19 protein-coding genes, 1 tRNA gene and 1 riboswitch are annotated in these 21,927 nt (G+C 68.3%); of the genes, 4 read left to right on the top strand and 16 right to left on the bottom strand.

What is annotated here, in order from left to right; translation table 11 throughout:
- Nucleotides 1-65: 65 nt before the first annotated feature.
- From DID98_RS16300 to pepN, 7 genes are all read right to left on the bottom strand, one after another.
- A complete protein-coding gene (locus DID98_RS16300; RefSeq protein ID WP_044848544.1) occupies nt 66-320 on the bottom strand; it encodes a GlsB/YeaQ/YmgE family stress response membrane protein in 255 nt (84 codons plus the stop codon).
- A 232-nt stretch (nt 321-552) separates the two neighbouring features.
- Nucleotides 553-765 carry a hypothetical protein gene (locus tag DID98_RS16295; RefSeq protein ID WP_124521680.1) on the bottom strand — a complete coding sequence of 71 codons (213 nt, stop codon included), beginning with the start codon at nt 763-765 and terminating at the stop codon, nt 553-555.
- Entirely contained in the window at nt 762-2,507 is a 1,746-nt protein-coding gene (locus tag DID98_RS16290) for an FAD-dependent oxidoreductase (RefSeq protein ID WP_124571014.1), read from the bottom strand. Before DID98_RS16290 ends, DID98_RS16295 begins: the two co-directional genes overlap by 4 nt.
- 175 nt (nt 2,508-2,682) lie before the next feature.
- Nucleotides 2,683-3,492, bottom strand: coding sequence for a LuxR C-terminal-related transcriptional regulator (locus DID98_RS16285; protein WP_124487805.1), 810 nt, complete (start codon nt 3,490-3,492; stop codon nt 2,683-2,685).
- 189 nt (nt 3,493-3,681) lie between these two features.
- A tRNA-Thr gene (locus tag DID98_RS16280) sits at nt 3,682-3,757 on the bottom strand.
- A 209-nt stretch (nt 3,758-3,966) separates the two neighbouring features.
- On the bottom strand, nt 3,967-4,980 hold the full coding sequence (locus DID98_RS16275; RefSeq protein WP_124487806.1) for a class 1 fructose-bisphosphatase: 1,014 nt from the start codon (nt 4,978-4,980) through the stop codon (nt 3,967-3,969).
- Between the two features lie 288 nt (nt 4,981-5,268).
- Nucleotides 5,269-7,962, bottom strand: coding sequence for an aminopeptidase N (gene pepN / locus DID98_RS16270; protein WP_124571013.1), 2,694 nt, complete (start codon nt 7,960-7,962; stop codon nt 5,269-5,271).
- Nucleotides 7,963-8,148: 186 nt separating this feature from the next.
- Here pepN and DID98_RS16265 point away from each other — a divergent pair, with 186 nt between their 5' ends.
- Nucleotides 8,149-8,850: a DUF4136 domain-containing protein gene (locus DID98_RS16265; RefSeq protein ID WP_124487808.1), complete on the top strand. Its 702-nt coding sequence runs from the start codon at nt 8,149-8,151 to the stop codon at nt 8,848-8,850.
- A 52-nt stretch (nt 8,851-8,902) separates the two neighbouring features.
- Here the strand turns inward: DID98_RS16265 and DID98_RS16260 are convergent, their stop codons facing one another.
- The 8 genes from DID98_RS16260 to DID98_RS16220 all read right to left on the bottom strand — a co-directional run bounded on the left by DID98_RS16260 (nt 8,903) and on the right by DID98_RS16220 (nt 16,950).
- The gene (locus DID98_RS16260; RefSeq protein WP_044848551.1) at nt 8,903-9,475 is read right to left on the bottom strand and encodes a TMEM165/GDT1 family protein; all 573 of its coding nucleotides are present in this window, start codon (nt 9,473-9,475) and stop codon (nt 8,903-8,905) included.
- Between the two features lie 78 nt (nt 9,476-9,553).
- Nucleotides 9,554-9,690, bottom strand: a riboswitch (yybP-ykoY riboswitch).
- Between the two features lie 94 nt (nt 9,691-9,784).
- The gene (guaD, locus tag DID98_RS16250; protein WP_044848552.1) at nt 9,785-11,101 is read right to left on the bottom strand and encodes a guanine deaminase; all 1,317 of its coding nucleotides are present in this window, start codon (nt 11,099-11,101) and stop codon (nt 9,785-9,787) included.
- Complete coding sequence (locus DID98_RS16245) at nt 11,098-11,526, bottom strand: hypothetical protein (protein ID WP_124571012.1); 429 nt, start codon at nt 11,524-11,526, stop codon at nt 11,098-11,100. The genes guaD and DID98_RS16245 overlap by 4 nt, the downstream gene beginning before the upstream one ends.
- 27 nt (nt 11,527-11,553) lie before the next feature.
- Entirely contained in the window at nt 11,554-12,579 is a 1,026-nt protein-coding gene (locus tag DID98_RS16240; RefSeq protein ID WP_044849230.1) for an adenosine deaminase, read from the bottom strand.
- An 18-nt stretch (nt 12,580-12,597) separates the two neighbouring features.
- Complete coding sequence (xdhC, locus tag DID98_RS16235) at nt 12,598-13,602, bottom strand: xanthine dehydrogenase accessory protein XdhC (RefSeq protein WP_124487810.1); 1,005 nt, start codon at nt 13,600-13,602, stop codon at nt 12,598-12,600.
- A gap of 615 nt (nt 13,603-14,217) precedes the next feature.
- Complete coding sequence (locus DID98_RS16230) at nt 14,218-14,730, bottom strand: disulfide bond formation protein B (RefSeq protein ID WP_124487811.1); 513 nt, start codon at nt 14,728-14,730, stop codon at nt 14,218-14,220.
- Between the two features lie 155 nt (nt 14,731-14,885).
- Nucleotides 14,886-16,262, bottom strand: coding sequence for an amidase (locus DID98_RS16225; RefSeq protein ID WP_124571011.1), 1,377 nt, complete (start codon nt 16,260-16,262; stop codon nt 14,886-14,888).
- Between the two features lie 7 nt (nt 16,263-16,269).
- Entirely contained in the window at nt 16,270-16,950 is a 681-nt protein-coding gene (locus DID98_RS16220; RefSeq protein ID WP_044849232.1) for a GntR family transcriptional regulator, read from the bottom strand.
- 279 nt (nt 16,951-17,229) lie between these two features.
- On the opposite strand from DID98_RS16220, the gene DID98_RS16215 reads away from it, so the two are divergent.
- On the top strand, nt 17,230-18,417 hold the full coding sequence (locus DID98_RS16215) for a gamma-glutamyl-gamma-aminobutyrate hydrolase family protein (RefSeq protein ID WP_124487814.1): 1,188 nt from the start codon (nt 17,230-17,232) through the stop codon (nt 18,415-18,417).
- 114 nt (nt 18,418-18,531) lie between these two features.
- Nucleotides 18,532-19,245, top strand: coding sequence for a DUF2968 domain-containing protein (locus DID98_RS16210; RefSeq protein ID WP_124571010.1), 714 nt, complete (start codon nt 18,532-18,534; stop codon nt 19,243-19,245).
- Nucleotides 19,246-19,325: 80 nt separating this feature from the next.
- On the opposite strand, the gene DID98_RS16205 is transcribed toward DID98_RS16210, so the two are convergent.
- The gene (locus tag DID98_RS16205) at nt 19,326-20,477 is read right to left on the bottom strand and encodes a hypothetical protein (protein ID WP_311767933.1); all 1,152 of its coding nucleotides are present in this window, start codon (nt 20,475-20,477) and stop codon (nt 19,326-19,328) included.
- A gap of 104 nt (nt 20,478-20,581) precedes the next feature.
- Between DID98_RS16205 and DID98_RS16200 the strand changes: the two genes are divergently transcribed.
- Nucleotides 20,582-21,877, top strand: a complete 1,296-nt coding sequence (locus DID98_RS16200; protein ID WP_124487816.1) for an MFS transporter — start codon at nt 20,582-20,584, stop codon at nt 21,875-21,877.
- The last annotated feature ends 50 nt before the right edge of the window (nt 21,878-21,927 follow it).

Here is a 21,927-nt window from a genome sequence, read left to right as displayed (position 1 = left end):
GGATGCCCCGCGCGCCGCTTCGATGCGACAAACGAAAGCGCGCCCGAAGGCGCGCGAGAAGATCGTCAGGCCGCGCGCCTGAACAGCCGGATCACGAACAGCAGGATCACGGCGCCGATGACCGCGACGATCACCGAGCCGATGAAGCCGCTGCCGAGGGTGATGCCGAGCAGCCCGGCCAGCCAGCCGCCGATCACCGCGCCGACGATACCGACGATGATGTCGACGATCAGGCCGAACCCGCCGCCCTTGACGAGCACGCCCGCCAGCCAGCCGGCGATCGCGCCGATGATGAGCCACATAATCAAGCCATGAGTCATGGTGATCCTCTCCTTGTGTTGAGTCGAAATGACCGGACGTCGGCTGTTTCACCGCAAGCTGCATGAAGCGGCATGCGACCCGCCGCGCCGCCCACGCAATGTAACGCGATAGACGGGTCGGAATCGTTAAGTAATGTTATGCACCCTTAACGGGTTTTTCCAGAGGATTCGTCTGTCATTCGAAATGAATCTGTAAGGAGGGGCCGCACGATTGTGCGTCATGCGTCCTGCGTCATCGTCCGTGCGTCGGCGCCGGTGTGCCCGTGCCGGGCAGGCCGTCGCCGGCGTCGGCAATCAGGCGGGTGACGGTTGCCGTATCGCCGATCGCCTCTATCGCCAGCAACGCGAAGCGGGCGAGAAAGAGCGCCGCATCGGTTTCGCCGATGCCGGTCATCGTGCGGCACAGGTCGGTGTAGAGGATGTCGCGTTCGGTATCGGTGATCATGCGTGCTCCTGAATGTTGGCCGACGTGCGCGGGTGCAGCGCGCGTTCGAGTGCGGCGGTCACGTCGGCGGCGCGTGCATCGTGCCAGCGGCCGAGCACGTGTCCGTCCGGACGTACGAGATAGACGGTGCCGTCGCGCGCGCCGTACAGGTCGAACAGCCGGCCGTCGGCATCGTAGCCGCCGCATCCTGGCTGTTGCGGTGCCGCGTGCCGTGCAAGCGTGACCAGCGCGAACGGTATGCCGGCGTCGTGCAGGTGTCGTTCGAGATCGGCGAACGACGGATCGGGCGCACCGTCACGCATGAAGCGGAACGCGGTGAAACGCGGACCGACGAGATCCGTCAGGTGACCGCGTCGCATGCCTTCGTCGGTGCCGATGTCGCCCGACGCGTGCAGCATCAGCGGACATTCCGCGAGTACCATGCCGGGCGACGGCCCGGCCGAAAACGCATCGCGCTCGTCCGCATTGAGCGGTGACGCCGTGTAGGCGATGGCCGACGTCTGGCGCGGATTGATCAGCGAACGCAACGCCGGATGCCGGACCGCGAGCGTCAGCACGGCCTTGCGCATCAGGTCGAACGCGAACGACGGCGGCGCCATGAACTCGGTGCTCTTGGTGCCGTAGCGCAGGTTCTCGTGCGTCGCGAACACGCGCTCGTCCGAATAGCTGTCGAGCAGCGCGTCCGACGCGAGGCCGCGAATCGCGTAAGCGAGTTTCCACGCGACGTTGTCGGCGTCGTCGATGCCCGAGTTCGCGCCACGCACGCCGAAGATCGGCACGAGGTGCGCGGCGTCGCCGCAGAACAGCACGCGGCCGTGCCGATAGCGTTCGAGCGTCAGTGCGTTCGCCTTGTAGATCGTGATCCAGATCGGCGACCAGTCGCCGCGCTCGCCCATCATGTCGAGCAGGCTCTGCACGCGCGGGATCACGTTCTCGGGTTTCACGGCCGCTTCGGGATCCTCATCGTCGCGCAGCTGATAGTCGATCCGCCATACGTTGTCCGGCTGCTTGTGGACGAGTACCGTCGAGCCGGGGTTCGACGCCGGGTCGAAGTACGCGAGCCGCTCGGTCGGCCGGTCGCTGTCGAGCGCGATATCGACGATCACGTAGCGGCCTTCATAGCTTGTGCCCTGCAGCGACAGCCCGAGCGCATCGCGTATCGTGCTGCGCCCGCCGTCGCTCGCGACGACCCAGTCGGCATCGAGTGCATAGCGGCCGAGCGGCGTATCGACGTCGAGGCGCGCGCCGTCCGGGTGCTGCGTGACGCCCGCGACTTTCGTCTGCCAGCGGATCTCGATGAGCTCGGGGCGGCGCAGCGCGGCATCGAGCAGGAACTGCTCGATGTGATACTGCGCGAGGTTCACCATCGGCGGCAGCTTCTGGTTCTCGTCCTGCGGCATCGTGAAATGAAGCACTTCGTCGTGACGATGGAAGCTGCGTCCGCCGCTCCACGGCAGTCCGACGCGCATGAAGCTGTCGAGCGCGCCGAGCCGCTCGATGATCTCGAGGCTGCGTCGCGAGATGCAGATCGCGCGGCTGCCGTGACAGACCGAATCATCGGCTTCGAGCAGCACGCTGCGGATGCCGTGATTGGCGAGGCCGAGTGCGACAGCGAGGCCCACCGGGCCGCCGCCGACGATCGCGACGCGGTGCCGCTGCGTATCGACACCGGCGCTGCAGGTCGGCAGGTGCGGGGGATGACGCACGGCGACGAACGGGTAGGGTTTGAATTCGATGCCCATCGTTGGCTTCCAGGTTGCGCTGATCGAACGCGCACGCTCGGCGACGCGATGCGTGCGGCAGGTTGGATGCAGTATGGAAGCCGCGCCGGACACCGCTGTCCCCATTCCGGGTACGGCGAACGGCTGGCGGCGGGCCGGGATTTACCCCGACGCGTTCAGGATCGGCAATCGAAGTTCAGGGTTGCAGGCACAGCGCGAACAGCTGGCGCTGGCTCGAGATGCCGAGGCGCCGGTACGCGCGCTTCTGATAGGTGACGACACTCGAAGCCTTCACGCCGATCGTCTCGCCGATCTCCTGTGCGGTCTGGCCTTCGAGCACGCCGCGCAGCACGTCGAGCTCGCGCTTGGACAGTGTCGGGCATGCGCCGCGCAGCCGCGCGAGCATCTGTAGCGGGATGCCGATCTGCGCCGAGCCCGCGAGCGCATAGTGATGCTGCGCGGCCTGCGCGATCAGCGGTGCGAGCGTTTCGATGGCCGTGATCTCGCGCGGCTGGAACGTGCCGCTGCGGTGCGCGCGATACAGATTGATCGACAGCCAGGTCGAGTCGTTCGGCTGCATCAGCAACGCGAGGCGATCGGAGACGTCGGGGCCGCGGTAGCAGGCCGTGCGATACGCGTCGTGGCCGATCTCGTCGCCGGCCTGCTGATGCAGCAGCACGTCGCGGCGCTGCGTGCGGCGACCGGCGGCCGAGACGATTCGCTGGTTGCCGTCGAGCGCATAGAAATGGCGCGCATAGGTGTCGGCAACGTCGCGCAGGTAGCGGCCGCCGCGATGGTCGGCGACCGAGACGGTGCGCGGCCGGTTGCCGAACTCGTACGCGAAGATCGTGCACTGCGTGACGGCCAGCGCATCGTCGAACAGCTTCAGGATTTCCGCGGCGAACGCGTTCGGCTCGCTGCCGCCGATCGCGGCGACGAGACCGGTTGCACGGGACACGTCTAGTTGTCCGCTGAGGTTCGGTCGCTCGAGACGCCAGGTGCGCATGATGCTGGGGAGGGGCGGGTGGTCCGGCGATTGTAATCGGCGGCGTGCGGTGCGGGAGTCGGGGGATGCCCGCAAGCGGAAATGACGGTGAGGGTGGCGCACGACTTCGCGCATCGGAGATCGTGGCTGGAATTGCGGCCGGAAAAGAGAAAAGGCCTGACAAGCGATGCTTGTCAGGCCTTTATATCTTGGTGCCGGAGATAGGAGTCGAACCTACGACCTTCGCATTACGAATGCGCTGCTCTACCAACTGAGCTACACCGGCAGCAGAGAAATGAAATTATATGGTCAAATCCGAGATCTTGGCAATAGGTTTTGCGAAATTTTTTTCAGCTTGCTGCTGCTGCTTCGCGAAACCCTCGATCCGGCGGACTTCCCGCTTTCACTTCACTGCGATGCAGCCTGTCAGGGCCACATCGCGAAGGCGCGATTGTACTGACGTCTCGCACCTCCGTCTAGTGCTGCAGTGCAAATTTATTTGCCTTCGTTGTGATAGCCGGTCACGCGCTCGACTTCGTTCTTCGAACCGAGGAATACCGGCACGCGCTGGTGCAGGCCGGTCGGCTGCACTTCCATGATGCGCTGCGTGCCCGTCGTCGCGGCGCCGCCCGCCTGTTCGACGATGAACGACATCGGGTTCGCTTCGTACATCAGGCGCAGCTTGCCCGGACGATCGGGCGTGCGCTTGTCGGCCGGGTACATGAAGATGCCGCCGCGGTTCAGGATCCGGTGCACGTCGGCCACCATCGACGCGATCCAGCGCATGTTGAAGTTGTCGCCACGCGGGCCTTCCTTGCCGGCGTTCAGTTCGTTGACGTAGCGCTGGACCGGTTCGTACCAGTGGCGTGCGTTCGATGCGTTGATCGCGTATTCGCGCGTATCGGCCGGGATCTGCATGTTGCTTTGCGTGAGCACCCACGAGCCGACTTCGCGGTCGAGCGTGAAGCAGTTCACGCCGTTGCCGGTCGTCAGTACGAACACGGTTTGCGGGCCGTACACCGCGTAGCCGGCCGCGACCTGCTCCGTGCCCGGCTGCAGGAACGATTCCTCGGTGGCCTGTTTGCCGTCCGGGCAGCGCAGTACCGAGAAGATCGTGCCGATCGACACGTTCACGTCGATGTTCGACGAGCCGTCGAGCGGATCGAACACGAGCAGGTATTCGCCGCGCGGGTAGTTCGCGGGGATCGGGAAGAACGTTTCCATTTCCTCCGATGCCATCGCGGCGAGGTTGCCGCCCCATTCGTTCGCGTCGAGCAGGATCTCGTTCGACAGGATGTCGAGCTTCTTCTGCACTTCGCCCTGGACGTTCTCGCTGCCGGCGGTGCCGAGCGCCTCGCCGAGCGCGCCCTTCGACACGTTGTAGCTGATCGCCTTGCACGCGCGGGCGACGACTTCGATCAGCAGGCGGAGGTCGGCGGGGAGGTTGTTGGTCTCACGCTGCTGCTCGATCAGGAACTTGGACAGCGTGGTGCGGCGGGCAATGGACATGACAGACTCCGAGAGGCCAAAGAATCCTTGAATTGCCGCAATTTTACCCGGCGAGCCTCCCGAGCCGCCGCCTTTTTTCGTCCGGTTACATGGTCGGTCGGCCGGTCCGGCCGGGTTCCGGCGTACCCGGCGCGGCGGATCGGCCCGGCAGCGGCGGTAAAACCGGGGGGCCGAACGCATGGTCCGGCTCCCGTTCCGCCAACCTTCAGACGACAAAAAAGCCGGCGCCGCAACGGGGCGGCACCGGCTTCGTCGCGCTGGCGCGCGCGGCGAGTCGCGTGCGTGACGTTACGCGAGCGCCTTCTCGACGATCTCGCGCACGTCGCGCGATTTGGCACCGGCCGCGACCTGCTCGAGCGCTTCGCGCATCCGGTCGCGCAGCGCCGGCGTAAAGCGGCGCCACAGTTCGAGCGAGCGGGCGAGGCGCGCGGCGACCTGCGGGTTGATCGCGTCGAGCGCGAGCACCTGTTCGGCCCAGAACGCGTAGCCCGAGCCGTCCGCCGCGTGGAATTGCGCCGGGTTCGCCGCGCAGAAGCTGAAGATCAGCGCGCGCGCGCGGTTCGGGTTCTTCAGGTTGAACGCGGGGTGGGCCATCAGCGTGCGGACCTTCGCGAGCGTCGGCTGGGCCGGCGTGCCGCGCTGCGCGGCCTGCATCGCGAACCACTTGTCGATCACGAGCGCTTCCTTTTCGAAGCGGCGGTAGAAGTCGTCGAGCGCGCGCGCGGCCGCGTCGTTCGCACCGGCCGCCGCGGCGGACAGCAGTGCGCCGAGCGCGGCGGCGCGATCGGTCATGTTGTTCGCCGCGTCGTACTGCGCGGTCGCGATGCGCACGGCGTCGGCCGGATCCTCGAGTTCGGCGAGATACGCGAGCGCGAGGTTCTTCAGCGCGCGGCGGCCGGAGGCTTCAGGCGTCGGCTCGTACGCGCCCGGCGTCTGGTGCTGCTCGTACGCGGCGAGCCACTCGGCGCGCAGCGCGGTCGCGAGCTGGCGGCGCACGAATTGGCGGGCGCGATGCACGGCGGCCGGATCGGCTTCCGCCATCTGGTCGGCCAGATAGGTTTCCGACGGCAGCGTCAGTGCGAGCTCGCGGAACGCGGGCGACAGGTTTTCATCGGTCAGCACGCGGCGGAACGCGGCGACGAAATTCGCGCCGAGCGTGAGCGGTTCGTTCGCGGCGGCGCGCGCGGCGAGCGTCAGCAGCGCGCGTGTCGCGAGGCGCTGGCCGGCTTCCCAGCGGTTGAACGGGTCGCTGTCGTGCGCGAGCAGGAACGCGAGGTCGTCGTCGCCGTAGTCGTATTCGACGATCACCGGCGCGGAGAAATTGCGCAGCAGCGACGGCAGCGGTTCCTGCGGCACGTCGACGAACGTGAAGGTCTGCTCGGTGTCGGTGAAGTCGAGCACGCGCGTCGTGCCCGATGCGGCGGCTTCGCCGTCGAGGCGCAACGGCAGGTCGCGGCCGTCGCGGCCGATCAGGCCGATCGCGAACGGAATCAGCAGAGGCCCCTGCTGCGTCTCGCGCGCGGCCGGCGACGCGTCGCCGTAGCCCTGCGCGAGCGTGACCGTGTAGCGGCGCGCAGCCGCGTCGTACGCGGTGCGCACCGACACGCGCGGCGTGCCGGCCTGGCTGTACCAGCGTTCGAATTGCGCGAGGTCGCGCCCGTTCGCGTCGGCCATCGCGTGACGGAAGTCGTCGCACGTCACCGCTTGACCGTCGTGGCGCTGGAAGTACAGGTCCATCCCCTTGCGGAAGCCGTCGCGGCCGAACAGCGTCTGGTACATCCGCACGACTTCCGAGCCTTTCTCGTAGACGGTCATCGTGTAGAAGTTGTTGATCTCGACGTAGCTTTCCGGACGCACCGGATGCGCCATCGGGCCCGCATCCTCGGCGAACTGCAGCTGGCGCAGCACGCGCACGTCCTCGATGCGCTTGACCGCGCGGGCCGCCGACTCGACGTCGTCGCCCGCGGCCATGTCGGCCGAGAACTCCTGGTCGCGGAACACGGTCAGCCCTTCCTTCAGGCTCAGCTGGAACCAGTCGCGGCAGGTCACGCGGTTGCCGGTCCAGTTGTGGAAGTACTCGTGGCCGACCACCGACTCGATGTTCGCGAAGTCGGTGTCCGTCGCGGTCTCGGGGTTCGCCAGCACGTACTTCGTGTTGAAGATGTTGAGCCCCTTGTTTTCCATCGCGCCCATGTTGAAGTCGCCGACCGCGACGATCATGAAGCGGTCGAGATCGAGCTCGAGGCCGAAGCGCTTTTCATCCCAGCGGATCGAATGGATCAGCGAATCCATCGCGTGACGGGTCTTGTCGAGATCGGCCGGTTCGACCCACACCTGCAGCAGCTTTTCCTTGCCGGAGCCGGACGTGATCTTCTCCTCGATCGCGACGAGCTTGCCCGCGACCAGCGCGAACAGGTAGCTCGGCTTGCGGAACGGGTCCTCCCATTTCGCGAAGTGGCGGCCGTCGGCCAGTTCGCCCGAGTCGACGAGATTGCCGTTCGACAGCAGCACCGGGTACGCGGTCTTGTCGGCGCGCAGCGTGACGGTGTACGACGCCATCACGTCGGGGCGGTCGAGGAAGTAGGTGATGCGGCGAAAGCCTTCGGCCTCGCACTGCGTGAAGAAGTTGCCGCTCGATACGTAAAGGCCGGACAGCGTCGTGTTCTGATCGGGCGCGCACGCGCTGTCGAGCGTAAGCTCGAACGCATCGGGCACGTTTTCGACGGTCAGTCCGTGGTCGTGCGCGCGCACCGGACCATACGGCGCGCCGTCGAGCCGTGCGCCGAGGAATTCGAGCGCTTCGCCCATCAGCTCCAGATGCGGGGTGGGCGCCGCGTCCGGATTGCGGCGCACGCGCATCGTGTTCCTGACGATCGTGCGGGCCGGCGCGAGATCGAATTCGAGTGCGACGGAATCGATGAGGAAGGCCGGCGGCGTGTAGTCGGCGCGGCGGATCACGGTGGAGGAGGCGTTGTCGGACATGGTCGTCGAGATCGGTGGAGTGGGGATCGGGCCCGCAGCGCGGGCCGGCTGAACCGGGCCATTGTACAAAGGCTTGCGGCCGCGTGCCGTGCGAACTTTTTACCGGTTCCGGCAGTCCGCGTATTATCGGCATCCCGTGCGGTTCGCGCGGTGCGACGAACGGGTGACGGATCGACGAGGATCGACATGAAACACGAATGGATTCAACGCGGTGCGGGCTGGGCGGCGGCCCTGTGCGTGGCGCTGCTGACGGGCTGCACCAGCTACGTGACGACCCAGGTCACGGCCTTCTCCGACTGGAGCGGCAGCGACGCGACGCGCACTTACGCCTTCACGCGCACCGACGCGCAGAAGCACAGCATCGAGCAGTCGACCTACGAGCCGATCGTCGCGAACGAACTGTCCGCGTATGCGTTCCGCCAGGTGCCGGCCGCGCAGGCACGCTATTTGGTCGGGCTGGCCTACGGGGTCGGCAGCGATCTGGTGACGGTGCCGCAGCCGGTCTACTACGACCCGTGGTTCATGGGGCCGGGGCCGTACTGGCGGGGCGGGCCGTGGGGCCCTTGGGGGCCCTGGGGGCCGATGCCGGCCGGCTACGTCGCGCAGACCTACCAGGTGTTCGACTACACGCTCGGCATCCGGATCACCGAGCGCGCGACCGGCAAGGAGGTCTATAACGTGACCGCGCGCACCACGGGCGACAACGGCGCGCTGCTGTATGCGATGCCGTTTCTCGCGCGCAGCGCGCTCGCCGATTTCCCGTTGTCGAACGGGGCGATCCGCACGGTGCGGCTGCCGGTCGACAAGCGCGGCGGGCCGGCCGCGCCGGCCGCCAACGAGCGCGCGGTGCCGGCGGCGCCGGCATCGGGTGCGGCGGTTGCGAAGTAACGCGGTATCGACACCGGCGCGGCCGCCCGGCCGCGCCACTTGCCTGCGTGCGTCAGACGCCGACGCCCAGCAGCGCCAGCGCGCCCAGCACGACGAACAGCACGGCCGCGATGCCGTGCACCAGCTTCGTCGGCAGGCGGTGCGCGAAACGGTCGCCCAGCAGGATCGCGGGCACGTTCGCCAGCATCATCCCGAAGGTCGTGCCGGCCACCACGCCGATGTAATCCTGGAAGCGCGCGGCGAGCGCGACGGTCGCGATCTGCGTCTTGTCGCCCATTTCCGCGAGGAAGAACGCGACGAGCGTCGCGCCGAACACGCCGAGCCGCGAGCGGTTCGCATTGGCTTCGTCCGCATCGAGCTTGTCCGGCACGAGGATCCACAAGCCCATCGCGATGAACGAGAACGCGAGCGCCCAGCGCATGATCGACGGCGTGACGAGAATGCCGAGCCATTCGCCGAGCGCACCGGCGAAGCCGTGGTTTACGACCGTCGCAACCAGCACGCCGAGAATGATCGGCACGGGCTTGCGATAGCGCGCGGCCAGCACGAGGGACAGCAGTTGGGTCTTGTCGCCGATTTCAGCGAGGGCGACGGCGCCGGTGGAGATCAGGAAGGCTTGGGACACGTATGGAGTTCCACGGGCCGATGTTGTGCGTGCGAGCGACGATCCGCCGCGCGCCGGGCCCTGATGCGGCGCGCAGTGAACCATCGGTCTCGCCAGGCCTTGGTGGCTGCGCCCGCCATGGCCGAACGGCCAAGTCTGTTGACGGACGCCTCCGTCACGATGCGCGCCGGGGCGCGGGACATCGAGCGGAGCGGCTACTCCCCAATGAGCGGCGAATTCTAGCACGGCGCGTGCCGCACGCGGTGAATTCGACGGCGCCGGCATGCGCCGCAGCGCATGCCGGCGCAGGGTGGGGCTCAGGTGCGCCGGTTACGCGGCGGCGCGGCGTGCGGCACCGCGCTCGTGCACGAGCCGGCCGGCCGCGTACGTGCGGTACACGGCGCGGTCGTCGCCGAGCAGCGCGAATGCGAACAGCAGTTCCTCGAGCGACTCCGCGCGCTTCGTGCGGCGTGCGAGCAGCGGCGTGGCCTGCGGGTCGAGCACGACGAAGTCGGCTTCGGTGCGCGGCGCGAGCGTGCCGACCGTGTCGGCGAGATCGAGCGCCTGCGCGGCGCCGGCCGTCGCGAGCCAGAACATCCGCGTCGCGCTCAGGTGGTGGCCCGACAACCGCGCAACCTTGTGCGCCTCGTTCATCGTCTGCAGCATCGAGAACGACGTGCCGCCGCCGACGTCGGTGGCGAGCGTGACGGGCACGTCGTATTCGCCGGCCTTGTCGAAGTCGAACAGCCCGCTGCCGAGGAAGAAGTTCGACGTCGGGCAGTGCGCGACGACGGTGCGCGTCTCGGCCATCCGGCGACGGTCCTCGTCGTCGAGATGGATGCAGTGGCCGTACACCGCGCGCGGGCGCAGCAGCCCGTAACGATCGTAGATGTCGAGATAGCTGCGGTGGCCCGGGAACAGCTCGGCCGCCCATTTCACTTCATCGACGTTTTCCGCGACGTGGCTCTGCACGAACACGTCCGGATGGCGGCGCGCGAGTTCGCTGCACGCCTCGAGCTGCGCCTCGGTGGAGGTCGGTGCGAAGCGCGGCGTGAGCGCGTACATCTGACGGCCCTTGCCGTGCCAGCGGCCGATCAGCTCGGCGCTGTCGTCATAGCCCGATTGCGCGGTGTCGCGCAGGAACTCGGGGCAGTTGCGATCCATCAGCACCTTGCCCGCGATCATCCGCAGGTCGCGCGCATCGCTCGCCGCGAACAGCGCGTCGGCCGACTGCTTGTGCACGGTGCAGTAGACGAGCGCGCTCGTCGTGCCGCACGCGAGCAATTCGTCGACGAAGAAGTCGGCGACTTCGCGCGCATGTTCCGGATCGCCGAACTGGCGCTCGGTCGGGAACGTGTACTTGTCGAGCCACGGCAGCAGGCCGGGGGCCGGCGACGCGATCATGTCCGTCTGCGGATAGTGGATGTGCGTATCGATGAAGCCGGGCACGATCAGCTTGTCGCGCAGGTCGTGGACGACCGCGTCGCGTGCGAGCGTCGCGGCCAGCCGTGCATGCGGGCCGGCCGCGACGACCTTGCCGTCATCGACGATCAGGAGGCCGTCGGTCTCGTGGTTCGCGGCCTGGCTCGATTGCGCCGGGTCGCCGTTGAAGGTCAGCAGCTGGGAACGGAAAGCGGTTTGCGTCATGACGAAGGGTCCTGCATCAAGGTAAGGCGAACAGAAGAAAACGGTCGGTGCCGCGCGGGCGACGACGCGGCGGGGGCGGCCCGGGCGTGCGCGATGCGGCGAGCCGCGCAGGCGGCGCCGCGCGCTGCGAGCGCGCACGCAAGCGCGGCGGCCGTCGCCGCGATGGCCGACGTACCGGCGGACAGCGCCGCCATCGCGATGGCGATCGCGATCACGGCGACCGGCTCGCCGGCGAGCGGCATCGCGAGCCGCAACAGTCGTTGCACGACGCGCAGCGACAGGCTTCGGCGCGCGACGACGCACACCGCCGTCGCCACGCGTACGACGGACGCGATGCCGGCCTGCGTGCCCGGCGCACGCAGGCGGCCGGTGCGGCACAACGCCGGGCCGGTCGTCGCGAAGCGGATGTCGTTGCGGTGTTTCATCTGTCTAGCGAACCTCGATGCCGGCCGTCACGCGGCCTGCCAGTACGAATCGAGACGCGCAATCAGCGCATCGCGCTGCGCGGCGTCGACGAATGACGCCTCGAAGCCGTTGCGAATCACCGCGTGCACTTCGGCGTCCGTCAGCTGCAGCCCGTCGACCGTCGCGAAGTAGTTGTCGTTGACGTAGCCGCCGAAATAGGCCGGATCGTCGGAGTTGATCGTCACCGCGACGCCGCGATCGAGCAGCGCCTTCAGCGTGTGCTTCGCCATGTCGTCGAACACGCACAGCTTCAGGTTCGACAGCGGGCACACGGTCAGCGCCGTGCGCGTGCGCGCGAGGCGTTCGACGAGCGCCGCATCCTCGATGCTGCGCACGCCGTGGTCGATCCGGTCGACCTTCAGCACGTCGAGCGCTTCGTAGATATACGCGGGCGGGCCTTCCTCGCCCGCATGCGCGACGAGCTTCAGCCCGAGCGCGCGCGCCTTCTCGAACACGCGCGCGAACTTCGTCGGCGGATGGCCGAGTTCGGACGAGTCGAGCCCGACGCCGATCAGCCGATGGCGATAGCGTTCGAACAGCGGCAGCGCGGCGTCGAACGTCGCGAGTGCATCTTCTTCCGGCAGGTGGCGCAGGAAACACAGGATCAGCTTGCTCGACAGCCCGCGCTGCTCGGCATCGGCGAGCGCGCGGTCGATGCCGGCCACCACCGTCTCGATCGGCACGCCGCGTTCGGTGTGCGTCTGCGGGTCGAAGAACAGCTCGGTGTGGACGACGTTGTCGGCGAGCGCGCGTTCGCAATATGCGGCCGTCATGTCGTAGAAATCCTGCTCGGTCAGCAGCACGCTCGCGCCGGCGTAATAGATGTCGAGGAACGACTGCAGGTCGGTGAACGCGTATGCGGCACGCAGCGCGTCGATCGATTCGTACGCGAGCTTCACGCCGTTGCGCTGCGCGAGCGCGAAAATCAGTTCGGGCTCGAGCGAGCCTTCGATATGGATGTGCAGCTCCGCTTTCGGAGCGCGGGCGATCTTGTCCTTGAATGTCGGGGTCATGGCGTTGTTCTTGGTCGGTCAGAAGGTGGGGGAAGCCTGCACGGGTGCGTTCGCCTCGACGGCCTGCAGCAACTGCGCGGCCACCGAGATCGCGATCACTTCGGGTGCCTTGTCGATGATGCCTTCGACGCCGATCGGGCAGCGCATCCGCGCGACCTGGGCCGGGTCGATGCCGATCGCCGCCAGCCGATGATCGAACTGCGCGCGCTTGGTATGCGAGCCGGTCATCCCGAAGTATGCATAGTCGCCGCGCCGCAGGATGCGCTCGGCAAGCATGAAATCGAGTGCGTGGTCGTGCGTCATCACGACGAAGTACGCGTGCGGCGGCGCCGTGTCGACGGCATCGGCCGGGCTGGCAAGCGCGTCGATCGCGAGATTGCCGATCCCGGCGAGCGCCTCGGCCGGCGGGAACACCGCATCGGGGCCGTCGATCCAGCGCACGTGGCACGGCAGCGTTGCCAGCACCTTCACGAGCGCGGTGCCGATGTGCCCGGCGCCGAACAGTACGACGGGGAACGCATACGGCGCGATCGTTTCGGTCATCAACGCTACACCGCCGGTTTCCCACAGCAGGCAATCGGCACGCGCGGCCGGCGATTCGGGCTCGCTCAGCAGCGGCGCGCCCGGCGAGGGGCCGAATGATACGCTACGCACGGTCGCGGCGCCCGCCGCGACGCGCTTCGCGAGCGACATGATCCAGCCGAGGTCGCCGACGTCGAGCCGCTCGAACGCGAGCACGACCGCGCCGCCGCAGCACTGGCCGAGGCTCGGGCCGAGCGCGAGCCGTTCGAGCCGGCGCGCGTGGGGCACGTGCGCGCCGTCCTTCAGCAGGTGCCGTGCGATCTCGATCGCCTTCCATTCCAGATGACCGCCGCCGATCGTATGGCGGGCCGTGTCGCGCGTGACGAGCATCTTGGTGCCGGCCTCGCGCGGCGCGGAGCCGTCGGTATGCGCGACCGTCACGAGCACGGCCGCTTCGCCGTGTGCGAGCAGTTGCTGCAGATCGCCGAGCCAGGCTTCCATCAGCACGCTCCGTTCCGGACGATTCGGCACGACGCGCGGCGCGGGCTGGCGGGCGCGGCGGCAACGAGGACGGACGGGAGCGAGGCGGGCCGGCCGCACGACGGGTTCAGTGCGGTGGCCGTGCGCCGAAGGCGCGCGCGAACGACGCCGCGCAACGTGCGGACGCCATGAGGGTGACGGATGCGGATGGTTTGCGTTGTCATGATGAATCCAGTCGACATTGCGGATCGGGCGCGCGTTACGCAGGAGGTGAGACCGCCTGGCCTCGCGCACGTAGATCGCCATCCAGTCGTGAAGATAGCACCGCAAGGCGGCGGGAACATTGCCGGGCGGTGATCCGGGCTATCAGACGGCGATCATGTCGATCATAGGCCCGCCGCGCGGGATCGGGGCGCCGACGCGCGGGCGTCGGGCCGAAACGCATGCGTGGCGGGGCGTGCGCGCGGATGTCGCGCGACGCGCGTTCGCCCGGGAATCGGGACGGCGGCGGGGATAGGTGTTTACGCGCGGCCGGCAGGGTGCGGCCGCATCGGGGTCGCGCCGGTGTCGTGGGCCTAGCCGGACGAAGCGGCCACGCGGCCTCGACCGGTCGGCCGGATCGCGCGGCGCGGCCGGTCAGCCCGCCAGCTTGCGGCGATGGCGCCAGAGGCTCGAGGCGACGGCAATCAGGATCACGGCGAAGCCGATCAGCGCCCAGCCGGGCAGCAGGATCCCGAAGATCGGCGGGTAGACCGTCTCGCACAGGCCGGCAACCTTGAACATGCCGGGGAACCACTGGGCGGGCGGCAGGCTGTCGACGATCGGCTGCAGCGTGTCGAAGCCGCAGCTGAAGCCCGGATTCATCTGGATCGACAGGTGCCGCGCGGCGGTGCCGACGCCGCCGGCCGCGGCGATCGCGATCAGCAGCTCGAGCACCCAGATGCCGCGCCAGTTGCGCATCCCCGCGGCCAGGAACGCGAAGATCCCGATCGCCGCGAAGAAGTAGCGCTGGATGATGCACAGCGGGCACGGATCTTCGTTCTTCACGTACTGCAGATACAGTGCGCCCGCCAGCAGGGCGATGCATACCCAGCCGAGCAGCATCAGCAGGCGGCGTTCACGGCGGAGTGCGAGCGTGGAGTCGTTCATGTCGGCGGGATTCCTGTCGTTGGTCGGTCCGATAAACAATCGCGCGATTTTAGCGCGAACGATCTGGCACGAAACTGACAGCGCGCGTGCGGCACCCGGCCGCCGCCGCCTCCGCTTCGTCCGGTCCATAGCCCGCCGTCATGCCGCGCGGGCGGTCACCGGATCGTGTTCAGCACGGCCTCGGCCGCCTGGCCGATCGCGAGCAGCGCGTCGTCGCGATGCGGCGCGGCCGCGAGCATCAGGCCGACCGGCGCCGCGTCGCGCGGATGGCACGGCAGCGACAGCGCGCATGCGTCGAGGAAGTTGAAGGCGCTCGGATTGCGCAGGATCAGCGCATTGGTGCGCGTGAACGCGGCGTCGTCCGCTTCGAGTTCGGCGATGCGCGGCGGCACGATCGGCACCGTCGGCGCGACGAGCGCGTCGAAGCGCGACCAGACGGTGTGTGCCGCTTCTTCCAGCATCGCGTGGCGGGCAGCGAGCAGGTCGAGATAGTCGGCCGCGCTCGCCGGCTCGCCCTTCAGGATGCGCGACAGCACGCGCGGGTCGTATTGGTCGCGGTGCTGCGCGAGCAGCGGGCGATGCCACGCGTACGCCTCGATCGGCGAGAAGCCGAAGCGGTTGATGTCCGGCAGCCGGTCGAGCGCGGAAAAGCGCACTTCAGTGACGATCGCGCCCGCGGCTTCGAGGTGCTTCAGCGATGCGTCGAGCGCGGCGGCGACGTCGGCGTCGACGCCGTCGGTCACATAATTGGTCAGCACGCCGAGCCGCACGCCTTCGAGCGGCCGCGCGGCCGGCACGTGCGGTTCGAGGCCCGCGAGCATCCGGTCGACGAGTGCGCAGCAGGCAACCGTCAGGCCGATCGGGCCGAACGAGTCGAGCGTGGTCGACAGCGGCACGCCGCCTTGCGTCGGGATCCGGCTCGCGGTCGGCTTGAAGCCGGTCAGCCCGCACAGGGCGGCCGGGATGCGGATCGAGCCGCCGGTGTCGGTGCCGAGCGCGACGGCGGCCATCCCGTCGGCGACGGACGCGGCCGCGCCCGACGACGAGCCGCCGGAAATCCGTGCATCGCCCGGCACGTCGCGGTGGTACGGCGAGCGCGGATTGCCGAAGTGCGGATTCAGCCCGAGCCCCGAGAACGCGAACTCGCTCATGTTGGTGCGGCCGACCAGCACCGCGCCCGCGCGCTTGAGCCGCGCGACGGCGACCGCGTCGGCCCTGGCGGGCGGCGCCCCGTCGAGCACGCGCGAACCGGCGCGCGTCACCTGGCCCGCGACGTCGAACAGATCCTTCACCGATACGGGGATGCCCGCGAGCGGCGACAGCACGGTGCCCGCGGCACGCAGGCGGTCGTGCGCGTCGGCGGCCGCGCGCGCGTTGTCGGCGTCGACTTCGGTGAAGACGGCCGCACCCTGGCCGGCCGGATCGGCGATCCGGTCGAGCGCGACGTCGACGAGCGCGCGGCTCGTGGTCCGGCCGGCGGCGAGGTCGGCGGCGAGCTGGGCGAGCGGAGGGAAGGGCGTGAAGGTGGTCATGGGCGGCTCAGGGGCGAAGGTGTTGGACAAGGGTGGCGCGAAACGAATCGATGTGGCGTTCGACGGCCGTGCGTGCGCCGGCGGCGTCGCGCGCGGACAGCCGCTCGAACAGTTCGCGGTGTTCGTGCTGGACGTCGGACAGGTGATGCGGCTCGGACAGCGTGACAAACCAGAAGCGCAGCGAGCGTTCGTGCAGCGCGCGCAGGATTTCCGCGAGCACCGTGTTGCGTGCCGCCGCGGCGATCGTCTGATGAAACGCGCGGTCGAGCTCCATCATGCCCTCGACGTCGTGCGAGTCGACGCAGGCCTGGCCGTCGTCGAGCAGCGCGGCCATGCGCGCGAGATCGTCGGGCGTTGCGTGGCGGGCGGCGAGTTCGACGCAATGCGCTTCGTTGATGCGGCGCACGTCGATCACCGCGGCGATGTCGTCGAGCGACAGCGGTTGCACCATCAGCCCCTTGCGCGGCATCACGGACAGCAGCCCTTCGAGCACCAGCCGGTGGACGGCCTGATGGACGGGCGTGCGGCCGATGCCGGTGCGGGCCACGAGGTCGGCTTCGTTGAGCGCGGCGCCCGGCTTGAGGCGCATCGTGATGATGTCGCGCTGGATCAGCGCGTACGCGCGGTCGGCGAGGCTGACCGCCGATGCGGCGGGCCGGTCGTGGAGGGCGTCGGTCAGGGCGTTCATGCGGGCGGGGGCGCGGTGGCCGGACAGGGCGCGGTCATGGCGCGGGCGATCGGGCAACGTGGACGATCCGTGAATATTATTGTGATATATCACTGATGTCCAGTTCGCCCGGACGACCTTCGATACCATCGAATGGAGGCCGGTGGCACGTCCGGCGGGGGATGCGACGACTTGCAACAATTTCGACAGGATGTTGCAGGTTCACCGCGCGATCGTGCACTGAAGCATAATGAATCCTCGTCAATCCAATACGCGCGAGCGACGTACCAGACCATCGTCATGAGCGAAAACACGCCTCCCCCGGCCGGTCTGCCCGGCACTTCTTCCGCTTCCACCGATTCCCCTCGTTCCGGTCCGGCGCCCACGCCGGAGGCGCCTGCCACGCAGGCTGCCGCTGCGCAGGTCGTCGCGGCGAATGGCGCAGCGCCGGTCACGGCGGCGGCCGAGCCGGGCGCCGCAGGCACGGCGGGTGCCGCCGCCGAAGGCAGTGCAGCGCCGCCGAAACCCGGTGCGGCGCCACCCGGTTTCGGCGCGCAGCCCGATTTCGACACGCCGCGCCCGCCGCCCGCGAATGCGCAGAACGTGCCGCCGGCTTACCTGAAGCAAAGCGACACGCCGTGGTCGGTATTCGGCCGGATCGTCGCGGCGCGCGCACGCCGGCTATTCGATCGCGCCGGCCAGCGGATCACGCAGCGCACGCTGCGCATCGGCGTGTCGGCGCGGATCTTCCATCCGGAGCCCGGCGCGAAGGGGCTGCGCGGCAAGACGCTGCAGTATCTCGAGGAATCGATCGCGCACTGGGTGATGTCGCGCGACGTGCTCGTGTTCATGATCCCGACCGTCGGTCACCAGGGCATGCTGCACCCGAGCAACATCCGCCTGCGCGACTACGCGAAGCATCTCGACGGCCTGCTGCTGCAAGGCGGCGCCGACGTGTCGCCGCAAACCTACGCGGCGTCGGACGCGCGCCCCGAATGGCCGGGCGATCGCGTGCGCGACATGTACGAGCTCGAGCTGTTTCACGAGTTCGTCGAGTCCGGCAAGCCGGTGCTCGGCGTGTGCCGCGGTTGCCAGCTGATCAACGTCGCGTTCGGCGGGTCGCTTTACCAGGACATCGCGACCGACGTACCGACCGCGAACGCGCACGTGAGCGAGCATTACGACCAGCATCGTCACGCGATCCGCTTCCCGGACTCGTCGACGCTGGCGAGCATGTTTCCCGGGCGCAGCGAAGCGATCGTGAACTCGATCCACCATCAGGCGATCCGCGATCTCGGCCGCGATCTGAACATCGAGGCCGTGTCGGCCGGCGACGGGATCATCGAAGGCATTCGCTACCGGCGCGCGCCGTTCGTCGTCGGCGTGCAATGGCACCCGGAGTTTCATCGTGCGGGCGGCGCCGAACTGCTCGACTGCACGCCGCTGCTCGATGCATTCCTGCGCGCGGCACGCGAAACGCGCCTGTAGCCGGCGTTTGCAGTGCCGGGCAGGAAGGCCGGCCGCATCCCGTTAAATTCGAGATGTGGCCGTTTCGTTTTGAACGATAATCGCGACTCCCGATTCGTTCGCCGGAGTCTGACGTTGGCCTTCCGAGATTTTTCCCCTGCACGATGCGCAACGTGGATCGTTGCGCTGGCCGCCTGCGTGCACGCGGGCGCAGCGTGGTCCGTCGACGCGACCGCGCCGGTCGCGGGCTCGCGCCCCGCGGTGACGAGCCTGCGCGGCGATGCCGCGCAGGCGGCTTCCCCTTCCGACGCGTCCGCCGCCTCCGCGACGGATGCGACCGCGCAAGGCAACGTCGCCGAGCTCACGCAGATGCTGCACGACGGGCGAATCGTCGAGATGCGCACCACGTACAACGGCAGCTACGGCGCGAGCCTGATGTTCGATCCGCGCGAGATGACGTATTACGTCGCGCTGTTCCAGGACAAGCATCTGTGGCGCGTGGTCAAGTCGCAGGAGAAGAGCCGCGCGGAAATGGTCTACGTGAACTTCGTCCAGCAGACGACGCAACTCGCGGACGTCGAAATCCGCCGCACCGAACTGCAGGCGCAGAAGACGTTCCTCGAACGCGTGATCGCGCTGCAGGCGAATCGTGCGCAGCAACTGCAGGCCGATCTGAGCGTCGCGCGCAGCCAGCAGGCCGAGGTCGCGCAGCGGCAGAAGTCGGCGCACGAACAGGCGCAGGCGCTGCAGGTCGAGAAGCGGGCGGCGCAGCTGCAGTTGCGCGAACTGCAGGAGCAGGTACGGCAACTCGAGCGGCAGGCCGAAACGGGGTTGCCCGCGCGCAAGTGACGAGCGGCCGGCCCGACGGACCGGTCGACGAACGAAAACCCGGCGCAGCGTGCTTCGCCGGGTTTTTTATTGCCCGCGCGTCAGCGGGTGAGTGTGGTCGGTGTGTCGGTCAGGCGGCGGTGGGACAGGTGCGTCGTCCAGTCGAAGTCTGCGGCGGGCGCGTCGGCCGCCCATGCCGGGCGATCGGCGCGCAGCGCGTTCGCCATCGCGATCAGCGTGAGTGGATCGTCGAGCGAAGCGTGCTGGTCGTGCCGGGTGTCCGGGACCGGCAGTGAACCGGCGCGACCGGGCGTTGGCATGCGCGATGCGACGTGCGTGATCGACGGGCGGCCGGCGAGTCGCGGCGCGGAAGGCGGGTGGACTTGCGCGGCTGTCGCATGCGTGCCGTTCGGTCGATTCGGCGACGGTGCCGCCGCGCTGGCGGCGCGTCGTACGTCTGGCGCGCCGTCGGCGTCGGCGAGTCGCGGCGACGGCGCGAGCGCAGCGTCGCGTGCGGGCTGCGACGATGTGATAGGTGTATTGGCAACGGCCCGCGCCGGGTGGTGCCGTGCCGGCGTGATGGCCGTGGCGGGCTCGGCCCCGGCGCTCCGCACTCGACCCGTGAATTCCGTCGCGTGCTCCGGCACGGCGCCGGCGATTTGCATGACCGGCGAACGCGCGACATCCGGAAACGGTTCGTGGGCGACGATCAGCCCGCCGATGATCGCGAGTGCGCCGATGCTCCAGCAGGCGGCATGCCGTGCCCGCCGGTCATGTGCTCGATCAACGGCACGTGCGATGTGCCGATGCCGACCGGTGGCGCCGGCCGCAACGGCCGGTACGCCCGCTGACGACGGCTGTACGGCGGCCAGCGGTTGCCAGCGGCAGGCACGATGCGGCGCGTCGACGTCGATGCACGAAGTCATCAACGTTGCCACGCAGCGGATGCCGGAGCGGCTGCCGGACGCGGCGCCGAACCGCCATTCGCGGCCGAACGGCGGCACGCCGTCGAGCGGCGCGACGCGAGGGCGGGCGATTGAGCCTTCGACGGAAACGAGGGGCGATGGAATCATGAGGGCGGTGTGCGGTGCGACGCGGGCCGCGTGGCCGGCCGCGGCGCGGAGTGCGTCGCAAATCGTGACATTGTGGTCAGGCGATCGCGATCGGTCGATCGGATCAATCCGATTTTGATGCGCCTTTCGCGGCGATTCGTACGAGCCGGACGCGGCGTCCGCAACGCCGGCCCGGTACAAGGCAATTGTCGGCTTCGCGTGGCATCATTCGCCAACCATGCCGGCATGCGCATCGTCGGATCCCCACGGCGCGCAGGTCGCGCCTTCCGAGCCGAGAGAACTCCATGTCCACTGCCACACACGCCGTCGCGCAGGAATCGAAATTCCGTACCGTGTTCCGGGTCGTCAGCGGCAACTTCCTGGAAATGTACGACTTCATGGTCTACGGGTATTACGCGTCGGCCATCGCGAAAACGTATTTTCCGAGCGGCAACGCGTTCGCGTCGCTGATGCTGTCGCTGTCGGTGTTCGGCGCGGGCTTTCTGATGCGCCCGGTCGGCGCGATCGTGCTCGGCGCGTACATCGACCATCACGGCCGCCGCAAGGGGCTGATCCTGACCCTCGGGCTGATGGCGCTCGGCACGCTCACGGTGGCCTCGATACCGGGTTACGCGACGATCGGCGTGCTCGCGCCGGTGCTCGTGCTGCTCGGCCGGCTGCTGCAGGGCTTTTCCGCGGGCGTCGAGCTCGGCGGCGTGTCCGTCTACCTGTCGGAGATCGCGACGAAGGGGCACAAGGGGTTCTATACGTCGTGGCAATCGGGCAGCCAGCAGGTGGCGGTCGTGTTCGCCGCGTTCGTCGGCGTGCTGCTGAACCGCGCGTTACCGGCCGAGGACATGACCGCGTGGGGCTGGCGCATTCCGTTCCTGATCGGCTGCCTGATCGTTCCGTTCCTGTTCCTGATCCGCCGTTCGCTGAAGGAAACCGACGAATTCCTCGCGAAGCGTCACCGTCCGACGATGGGCGAGATCATGCGTTCGATGCTGGAAAACTGGGGCGTCGTGATCGCCGGCATGGGGATGGTGATCATGACGACGGTGTCGTTCTACATGATCACCGCATACACGCCGACGTTCGGCAAGGAAGTGCTGCACCTGTCGTCGCTCGACGCACTCGTCGTGACCGTCTGCGTCGGCCTGTCCAATCTCGTCTGGCTGCCGCTGTCCGGTGCGTTGTCGGATCGCATCGGCCGCCGCCCGGTGCTGATCGCGTTCACGGTGCTCACGCTGCTGTCGGCCTATCCGGCCGTGCTGTGGCTCGTGGCGGATCCGTCGTTCCTGCGGCTGCTCGCGGTCGAGCTGTGGCTGTCGTTCCTGTACGGCTCGTACAACGGCGCGATGGTCGTCGCGCTGACCGAAGTGATGCCGGCCGATGTGCGCACGGCCGGCTTCTCGCTCGCGTACAGCCTCGCGACGACGATCGGCGGGTTCACGCCGGCGATCTCGACGTTGCTGATCCACCAGACCGGCAACAAGGCGGCACCGGGGCTGTGGCTGAGCGTCGCCGCATTTTGCGGATTGATCGCGACGCTCGTGTTGTATCGCACACGCGAAGCGCGCAACCAGTACAAGTCGGCCTGACGCCGCCTGTATCGCATCACATCGACTGAAAAAAGGGAGCGCGCCGCGCT

Source organism: Burkholderia sp. Bp8984 (assembly GCF_003853755.1).
GTDB lineage: Bacteria > Pseudomonadota > Gammaproteobacteria > Burkholderiales > Burkholderiaceae > Burkholderia.
The sequence above is the reverse complement of the archived record's forward strand: the minus strand, read 5'-3'. Positions and strand labels throughout refer to the sequence as shown.

What these genes read in the sequence shown, in the direction of transcription:
- DID98_RS16290 (WP_124571014.1), bottom strand. Translation starts at nt 2,507, where the DNA reads ATGGGCATCGAATTCAAACCCTACCCGTTCGTCGCCGTGCGTCATCCC.
- DID98_RS16215 (WP_124487814.1), top strand. Translation starts at nt 17,230, where the DNA reads ATGAGCGAAAACACGCCTCCCCCGGCCGGTCTGCCCGGCACTTCTTCC.
- DID98_RS16285 (WP_124487805.1), bottom strand. Translation starts at nt 3,492, where the DNA reads ATGCGCACCTGGCGTCTCGAGCGACCGAACCTCAGCGGACAACTAGAC.
- DID98_RS16245 (WP_124571012.1), bottom strand. Translation starts at nt 11,526, where the DNA reads ATGAAACACCGCAACGACATCCGCTTCGCGACGACCGGCCCGGCGTTG.
- xdhC (WP_124487810.1), bottom strand. Translation starts at nt 13,602, where the DNA reads ATGGAAGCCTGGCTCGGCGATCTGCAGCAACTGCTCGCACACGGCGAA.
- DID98_RS16240 (WP_044849230.1), bottom strand. Translation starts at nt 12,579, where the DNA reads ATGACCCCGACATTCAAGGACAAGATCGCCCGCGCTCCGAAAGCGGAG.
- DID98_RS16200 (WP_124487816.1), top strand. Translation starts at nt 20,582, where the DNA reads ATGTCCACTGCCACACACGCCGTCGCGCAGGAATCGAAATTCCGTACC.
- DID98_RS16230 (WP_124487811.1), bottom strand. Translation starts at nt 14,730, where the DNA reads ATGAACGACTCCACGCTCGCACTCCGCCGTGAACGCCGCCTGCTGATG.
- DID98_RS16275 (WP_124487806.1), bottom strand. Translation starts at nt 4,980, where the DNA reads ATGTCCATTGCCCGCCGCACCACGCTGTCCAAGTTCCTGATCGAGCAG.
- DID98_RS16220 (WP_044849232.1), bottom strand. Translation starts at nt 16,950, where the DNA reads ATGAACGCCCTGACCGACGCCCTCCACGACCGGCCCGCCGCATCGGCG.
- DID98_RS16265 (WP_124487808.1), top strand. Translation starts at nt 8,149, where the DNA reads ATGAAACACGAATGGATTCAACGCGGTGCGGGCTGGGCGGCGGCCCTG.
- DID98_RS16300 (WP_044848544.1), bottom strand. Translation starts at nt 320, where the DNA reads ATGACTCATGGCTTGATTATGTGGCTCATCATCGGCGCGATCGCCGGC.
- DID98_RS16295 (WP_124521680.1), bottom strand. Translation starts at nt 765, where the DNA reads ATGATCACCGATACCGAACGCGACATCCTCTACACCGACCTGTGCCGC.
- pepN (WP_124571013.1), bottom strand. Translation starts at nt 7,962, where the DNA reads ATGTCCGACAACGCCTCCTCCACCGTGATCCGCCGCGCCGACTACACG.
- DID98_RS16225 (WP_124571011.1), bottom strand. Translation starts at nt 16,262, where the DNA reads ATGACCACCTTCACGCCCTTCCCTCCGCTCGCCCAGCTCGCCGCCGAC.
- guaD (WP_044848552.1), bottom strand. Translation starts at nt 11,101, where the DNA reads ATGACGCAAACCGCTTTCCGTTCCCAGCTGCTGACCTTCAACGGCGAC.